The sequence below is a fragment of the Pedobacter sp. ASV12 genome (assembly GCF_016429155.1).
GTDB lineage: Bacteria > Bacteroidota > Bacteroidia > Sphingobacteriales > Sphingobacteriaceae > Pedobacter.
This window is the reverse complement of the sequence record NZ_JAELUC010000002.1, coordinates 158,883-165,852: the sequence shown is the minus strand read 5'-3', so window position 1 is coordinate 165,852 and position 6,970 is coordinate 158,883. Positions and strand designations below refer to the sequence as shown.

At 44.4% G+C, this 6,970-nt stretch carries 7 protein-coding genes and 1 pseudogene; 1 reads left to right on the top strand and 7 read right to left on the bottom strand.

Going from position 1 to position 6,970, the window contains the following annotated elements:
- From JHD69_RS01695 to JHD69_RS01665, 7 genes and pseudogenes are all read right to left on the bottom strand, one after another.
- Positions 1 to 401, bottom strand: a pseudogene (locus JHD69_RS01695) (hypothetical protein); the annotation flags it as partial.
- Between the two features lie 12 nt (positions 402 to 413).
- On the bottom strand, positions 414 to 1,004 hold the full coding sequence (coaE, locus tag JHD69_RS01690; RefSeq protein ID WP_199136688.1) for a dephospho-CoA kinase: 591 nt from the start codon (positions 1,002 to 1,004) through the stop codon (positions 414 to 416).
- Complete coding sequence (locus JHD69_RS01685; RefSeq protein WP_199136686.1) at positions 1,004 to 1,951, bottom strand: CdaR family protein; 948 nt, start codon at positions 1,949 to 1,951, stop codon at positions 1,004 to 1,006. The genes coaE and JHD69_RS01685 overlap by 1 nt, the downstream gene beginning before the upstream one ends.
- A 68-nt stretch (positions 1,952 to 2,019) precedes the next feature.
- The gene (yajC, locus tag JHD69_RS01680) at positions 2,020 to 2,331 is read right to left on the bottom strand and encodes a preprotein translocase subunit YajC (RefSeq protein WP_199136684.1); all 312 of its coding nucleotides are present in this window, start codon (positions 2,329 to 2,331) and stop codon (positions 2,020 to 2,022) included.
- 68 nt (positions 2,332 to 2,399) lie between these two features.
- Positions 2,400 to 2,855, bottom strand: coding sequence for a DUF1573 domain-containing protein (locus JHD69_RS01675; protein ID WP_199136682.1), 456 nt, complete (start codon positions 2,853 to 2,855; stop codon positions 2,400 to 2,402).
- A 5-nt stretch (positions 2,856 to 2,860) separates the two neighbouring features.
- On the bottom strand, positions 2,861 to 3,814 hold the full coding sequence (nusB, locus tag JHD69_RS01670) for a transcription antitermination factor NusB (RefSeq protein ID WP_199136681.1): 954 nt from the start codon (positions 3,812 to 3,814) through the stop codon (positions 2,861 to 2,863).
- A gap of 34 nt (positions 3,815 to 3,848) precedes the next feature.
- Positions 3,849 to 4,937 carry a Glu/Leu/Phe/Val family dehydrogenase gene (locus JHD69_RS01665; protein ID WP_199136678.1) on the bottom strand — a complete coding sequence of 363 codons (1,089 nt, stop codon included), beginning with the start codon at positions 4,935 to 4,937 and terminating at the stop codon, positions 3,849 to 3,851.
- Between the two features lie 113 nt (positions 4,938 to 5,050).
- On the opposite strand from JHD69_RS01665, the gene JHD69_RS01660 reads away from it, so the two are divergent.
- A complete protein-coding gene (locus JHD69_RS01660; protein ID WP_199136676.1) occupies positions 5,051 to 6,835 on the top strand; it encodes an ABC transporter ATP-binding protein in 1,785 nt (594 codons plus the stop codon).
- Positions 6,836 to 6,970 lie beyond the last annotated feature (135 nt).

Sequence of the window (6,970 nt, the reverse complement as noted above, 5' to 3'; positions counted from 1 at the left end):
CCCCCCCCCCCCCCCCCCCCCCCCCCCCCCCCCCCCCCCCCCCCCCCCCCCCCTTTTTTAGATGTGTATAAGAGACAGATCAACACCAGCGCCGAACCCAACATATGTCCGGCGGGATAAAAGCTGATGGCTACACCGTGGAGGTTAAAAACTTCGTGATAAGTTTTTAAATGAAAGTTCGCAGCCGCAAATTTGCGATAACGATGTTGCATAAAGGCCGCTGTAGGCGCCGTACAATAAACATTTTGATTGCCACTTACCGCGTGGTCGCCGTGGGCATGCGAAATAACCGCCTCAACTACAGGTTCTTTGGGGTCGAGATAGAAGTTACCATAGCTACAAAATAAGCCAATTTTGGTTTGAACGATAAAATCGTCGAGAATTGCAACAGAATTTGACATGTATAAAGATGGTTAAAGCTTCAAAAATTGTTCGTGAAGCGCCAACACTTGTAAGATAATGGATTGATGTTCGGTATTTTCGATAAAGTAGTCGGCCATTTTGCCTTTTTGCTCATCGCTCCATTGTTTGTCCATACGGGCTTGCACCTGTTCTCGACTGGCGCCATCGCGCTGCATAACCCTGGCCAGCTTGAGTTCGAGCGGCGCCGTTACCAGTATATTTTTGTCGCATAGTTGATAGGAACCACTTTCAAACAACAAAGCTGCTTCTTTTAAGGTATAGGGAACACTTGGAGGTACTTTTTTTACCCAGCTATCGAAAGCCCTGAATACGGCCGGATGTACCAAGGCATTGAGCTTATCGAGCTCAGCTTGATTGTTGAACACGATCTGCGCAATATGCTTGTTATTGAGGGCACCACTTACCGCGTAGCTTTCTTCTCCAAAGGCCTTTTTTACGCCTGCTATCAACACCGGATCGCTTACCATGAGTCCTTTGGCCACGGTATCGGCATAAAAAACCGGAATGCCCAAGGTTTCGAATACTTTGCAAACCGTGGTTTTGCCACTGCCTATCCCGCCTGTTATTCCTATCTTCAGCATTATTTTTCGATGATAAAATTGATTTTTCGCGGCACCACCTTTACCAGGGTGCAATATTCTGGAAAACGGGTCAGCTTTACGGTTAATTTATCGTGATGCAGGTTTTTCCATTCGTTGAGGTCTAAAGTAGCTTCTATAAAGTCTTCATCCACTTCCTGATAGCTTGAAAGCGCCACCATAAAAGTAACCTGTACTTTTTTGGGATAGAGCTTTACGTCGTAATAATCGCTGTTGTTGATGATTTTTAAGGGTACATCAATCGTTTTCTCGGTAAATTCATCAACCGGTATTTTTACTCCGATGCTGCTGGGATAAACGCTTACGTTATTAGAATTGGTTTGCCTAATAGCCAGCCGGGTATTGACGGTTTGCTGCAAATCGGCCAGTTTTAGGGTATCAGTATACCATTGGCTAATTTTGGCCAGTTCTTCCTGCGGACCGGAAATATTAACATAAGAAGGTGTAAGCTGTACCTGACTTGCAATGCCGTACTGCTTTACGAAGCTGAGGTCTGACACCAATTTAACGGGGATGCGCTTAATGGTGCGCTTAGAAAAATCGAAATAAAGCGTATCTGGTTTTACCGAAATCACCCTTTGCGAAGTTTCCAATTGCTTGTTAATCTGTTCCAGCTGGTCTGAAAACAGGATATAGCTGCGATTGTTGAGTTTTTCTAAACTTACGGTAATAGACTGGGGTTTGATGCGAAGGCGCGAAAACAGCAGCTGCCAGCCCGTTCCTTCTACCTGCAGGTTAACCCGATCTGGCTGTAAAGGCTTAAAGGCCTTGTTTTGCGGTTCGTCTTTATACAAAAGCTCTGTTTTGGCGACATACTTGTACTTGCCATTTAACGCCATGAACAGCCAAGCGCCTATGGCACAGACTAAACAGGCAATGAGCGTTCCCAAACGCTTTCTTTCCAGTTTATTTAGCTTGATCAATGGCATGACGGTAAAAATACAAAAAAAGCCGCTCTCCTTTGCTGGAAGAGCGGCTTTTTATCAGTCAAAAACAATTATGCTTTCGGTGCCGCAGCTTTGGTTGCATCCAAAGAGATGGCTGTTTTGTCGAAACGGATTTTGGTACCGCCTTCTACTTCGATTAAAAAAGTAGTATCGTTGTTGCCAACAATTTTGCCGTGAATGCCAGCGGTAGTTACGATTTTGTCGCCGATTTTAAGTTCTTCTACCAATTTCTTATGGTCTTTGGCTTTTTTTACCTGTGGCCTAATCATGAAGAAATAAAAAACGATCATGATCAAAACCATTGGAATAACCATACCCGTAAGTTGGTTACCGGCTGCTTGTAATAATACTGTTGATGTCATTATTTTTGTTTTATTGTTGAATTGTTAAAATTGCTTTACTGGTGGATGGTGAAATTGCAGGCCGAAAACTATGGCCTCGCTTTCACTTCGCCTACCAGGTGCAGTTTCGGGATATCGGGATTTGCATTAGAAATAATAGTTACAACTTTATCCTGCATGCCCATTTTGCCTTCGCTGTTAAATGTCACTTTTATCGTGCCTTCTTCTCCGGGCTTTACCGGCTCACTAGGATATTCTGGTTGCGTACAACCGCAAGTAGCACTTGCATTGGTGATGATCAACGGGGTTTTGCCTTCGTTTTTGAACTTAAACTCATAGTGTACTTTTTCGCCCTGCGTAATTTGGCCAAAATCGAAAATCTCCTTTTCGAACTTCACCTTGGGCGCATTGGCAACGGGCGCAGCTGATGCACCGGCAGCCGAGAGACCACTAGCTTCTGCTTTTTGTTCAATTGTGTCAGACTTGCTTCTGTTGCAGGCGGCAAAAGCGATTACCACACAGGCAGCGATCAATAATCTTTTCATGGATATTAGTCTTCTATAAGGCCACGGCCAATTTTCTTGATACTATTTGTTCTTTTCAGGTCGTTCAAAATCTTGTCTAAGATACCATTAATAAACGAATTACTTTTCGGCGTACTGTAATCTTTTGAAAGCTCGAGGTATTCGTTGATGGTTACTTTTACCGGGATCGACGGGAAATTCATCAGTTCGCAGATGGCCATTTTCATCAGGATGGTATCCATCAGGGCTATACGCTCCGATTCCCAGTTCTTGGTACGCTCGGCAATCAGTTCCTGGTATTTATCGTCGTTTTTAAGGGTATAGGCAAACAAATCTTTCACAAATTTGCTGTCTTCGTCCCAGTCGGCACTGATGGGCGTTAGCTTGTTCTTGAACGAATCTTCGAAAGTAAAGTTCTTCAGGGTTTTGGCAATCATGCCTTGCATTACTTCCCTATCCACTGGCCAGTTAATAAACTTGTCTTCAAATGCCTGGATGATGTTCTGGTTTTTGAGCAGGAGCTTGCGGAAAATGAACTTGATGATCTCCTTCGAGCTCTCCAGGGTTTCTTCGGCTTCTTCGGCCAGATAAGCTTCGTACTCTTTGGTGGTCTTCAGCTTGTTGAAGATTGATTTAACCAATTCTGGATCGGCAAACCAGTTTACCTGATACTTGTTCACGGCCGAAACATACTCTGGGTTTTCTTTTAAGATCGTTGCAAACCGGTTGTGCAGCAATTTTTGGTTCGGGCTCAAATCTTCGGCAGTTGGCAGGTGCTTATTGGCTCTCTCCAATGCATCGTGGGCGGTATATTCGGTTACGTCGACCAAAAGGGCCAACATACGGATATACATTTCATAAACATTGTCAATGCTCTGCATCAGCTTTTTCTGACTGCTTAGAATGTCTTTTTTGTCTGTCATGTGCCAAGCAAAAATATTTTGCAGGACTTTGATTCGGAGGTGCCTTCTGTTTAACATGAATGTAAGAACGATTGGTATTTTTACCGTTTAATTAATATGAGGATTTTATTTTTTTGATGTCGCTTATTCTTTTTTCGGCAATGCGGCTGGCGGCCAGATTGGTCGGAATTTGTTCTGTTTTAGAGAGTTTGATTACTTCGCGGGTAGCATCGTAAATGTTTTCGGTTAGCTGCATGGTTCTTTTTTTGCCAAAACCGGTCAGTTCGGCATAGCAGTTGATCAAGCCGCCGGCATTGATCAGGTAATCTGGCGCATATAAAATGCCTTTTTCCAGCAACAGTTGTCCATGCACCTGCTCATCGGCCAGCTGGTTGTTAGCCGAACCTGCAATGATGGCAAACTTCATCGTTTTGATGGTTTTATCGTTTACTGTTGCGCCCAATGCACAAGGGGCATAGATATCGGCTCCAATGGTAAATATCTTATCGGCATCAATTGGCTTCGCCTTGTATTTGCGCGCTACTTCCTGCAAGCGGTCTTGGTTGATATCGCTGATGTAAACTTCTACGTTTTCTTGGCGCAACAATTCCACCAAATGCTCGCCCACGTTGCCAATGCCTTGTACCACAACCGATTTTCCGGCCAGCATATCGGTGCCAAAAACTTCTTTAACACAAGCCTTGATTCCCAAAAACACGCCTTTTGCCGTATAAGGTGCAGGATTGCCTGCGCCACCCAACGATTCGGGAACGCCGGTAACATAATTGGTTTCCATGCGGATGTACTCCATATCCCTGGTGGTAGTCCCCATGTCTTCGGCTGTAATGAATTCGCCGTTCATGTTTTTGATGAATCGGCCATAGCTGCGCATTAAAGCTTCTGTTTTTTGTTTTCTCGGATCGCCGATGATAACGGCTTTGCCGCCACCAAGATTTAATCCGGTAATGGCTGATTTGTAGGTCATGCCCTTCGAAAGGCGCAGCACATCTTCCAACGCTTCGGCCTCAGAGTTGTAGGTCCACATGCGCGTACCGCCCAAAGCAGGGCCCAACGTGGTGTCGTGTACGGCAATGATGGCTTTTAATCCGGTATCTGGATCATTGCAAAAAACCACTTTTTTGTGGCCTGATGCACTTAATTGGTCTAAAACTGAAGGAACGATAGTACTGTTACCAGACATACAAATTTCTTGAAATGATACGGACAAAATTAAAACAAAAAAACCATTATTTTACGTTGTTTTTTATGTAATTGCGAAAAAAAGAAAAGTCTTTTGGCTAACTTTGCCTATACATGAGGCACCTTCTATTTTTAAACAAATACTTTTATAAATATAAATGGTGGATTATTCCGGGGGTAATCTTCGTGGTCATCTCCAACATTTTTGGCGTCGTTCCGGCGCAGGTGGTTGGACATGCCTTTAACCTCATTACCGAGAACATTGCCATTTACCAGCTCTGCAACGGCTTTGAGCGCCAGCAGGTGATGTACGATATTTTCAGCAACAGCCTTTTCTTTTTTGGGGCGCTGATTTTGGTGCTTTACCTGTTGCGAGGACTTTTTCTTTTCTTCATGCGCCAAACGATCATCCTCATGTCTAGGCACATCGAGTTCGATATGAAGAACGAAATCTATGCGCATTACCAAAAGCTGAGCCTTGGTTTTTACCGCCGCAACAATACCGGCGACTTAATGAACCGGGCTACCGAAGACGTTAACCGCGTAAGGATGTACGTTGGTCCGGCCATCATGTATACCATTAATACAACGGTACTGTTTTTCCTCATTATTTATTTCATGTTTTCGGTAAACAGCACTTTGGCCATTTACTGCTTATTGCCCCTACCCATTTTGGTGCTGACTATTTATTATGTGAACACCATCATTAACCAGCGCAGCGAAAAGATACAGGAACAGCTTTCGCGCCTGTCGAGCTTTGTACAGGAGCGGTTTTCGGGCATCAGGGTTATCAAATCTTACGTTAGGGAAGACCACACCCAGGATGTTTTTGCCGAAGAGAGCCAATCGTACAAGAATAATTCGATGGGCTTGGTCAAAGTGCAGGCGCTTTTCTTTCCGTCTATGCTCCTCCTCGTGGGACTGAGCACAACCCTAACCGTATACATTGGAGGCAAGCAGGTAATCGAAGGCTCAATTACGCCGGGCAACATTGCCGAATTTATCGTGTATGTAAACCAGCTTACCTTTCCGGTAACCATGCTGGGCTGGGTAACTACGCTTATCCAACGTGCGGCCGCCTCGCAAAAGCGTATCAACGAATTTTTGCAGCTCAAGCCCGATATCAGTTCGGCCAGCACCGAAGAAAAGGATTTTACAGGCAAGATCAGCTTTAAAAACGTAAGCTTTACCTACCCGGATACAGGTATCGAAGCGCTTAAAAATGTAAGCTTTGACATCGAAAAAGGACAGTTTTTAGCCATCATTGGCCGAACCGGCTCTGGAAAATCAACCTTGGCCAACCTCATCATGCGCATGTACGACGTAAACTCGGGCAGTATACAAATCGATGGCAACGAACTGAGAAACCTTAACCTGCACAGCTATCGCAACCAAGTGGGTTTTGTGCCCCAAGAGGTTTTCCTGTTTTCGGATACGATCAAAAACAACATCGCCTTTGGCTTAGACAAGGTTGAACCCGGACAAGTAGAACAGGCCGCGAAAAACGCCGCCGTTTATCAGAATATCATCGATTTTGACTTGCAGTTCGAAACCATGCTGGGCGAAAGGGGCATAACGCTTTCGGGTGGACAAAAACAACGGGTTTCTATTGCCAGGGCCTTGATCAAAGAACCCAAGATCCTCATTTTCGACGATTGCCTCTCTGCAGTAGACACCAAGACCGAAGAAGAAATCCTTGGCAATCTTGGTGCAATTATGAAAGGCAAAACCAGTATTCTGATTGCCCATCGTATCTCGACCATCAAGAACGCCGATAAAATTATTGTGCTCGACGAAGGCCGGATTATTGAGCAGGGCACGCATCAACAACTGCTTGATTTGGGAGGCGCCTACGCCGAAATGTACGACAACCAACTACTGGAAGAAGAAAACGGCTAATCTGTCGTAAAAAACGCCCATACCAATGCGTGTAGCATAAAGTTCAGTTTTTTAACTAAAACTAAAAACTGCGATATTCTATTTTGAACTTTGAGAATTATTGCTTTATATTTACGACAACCTTAAACAAATACT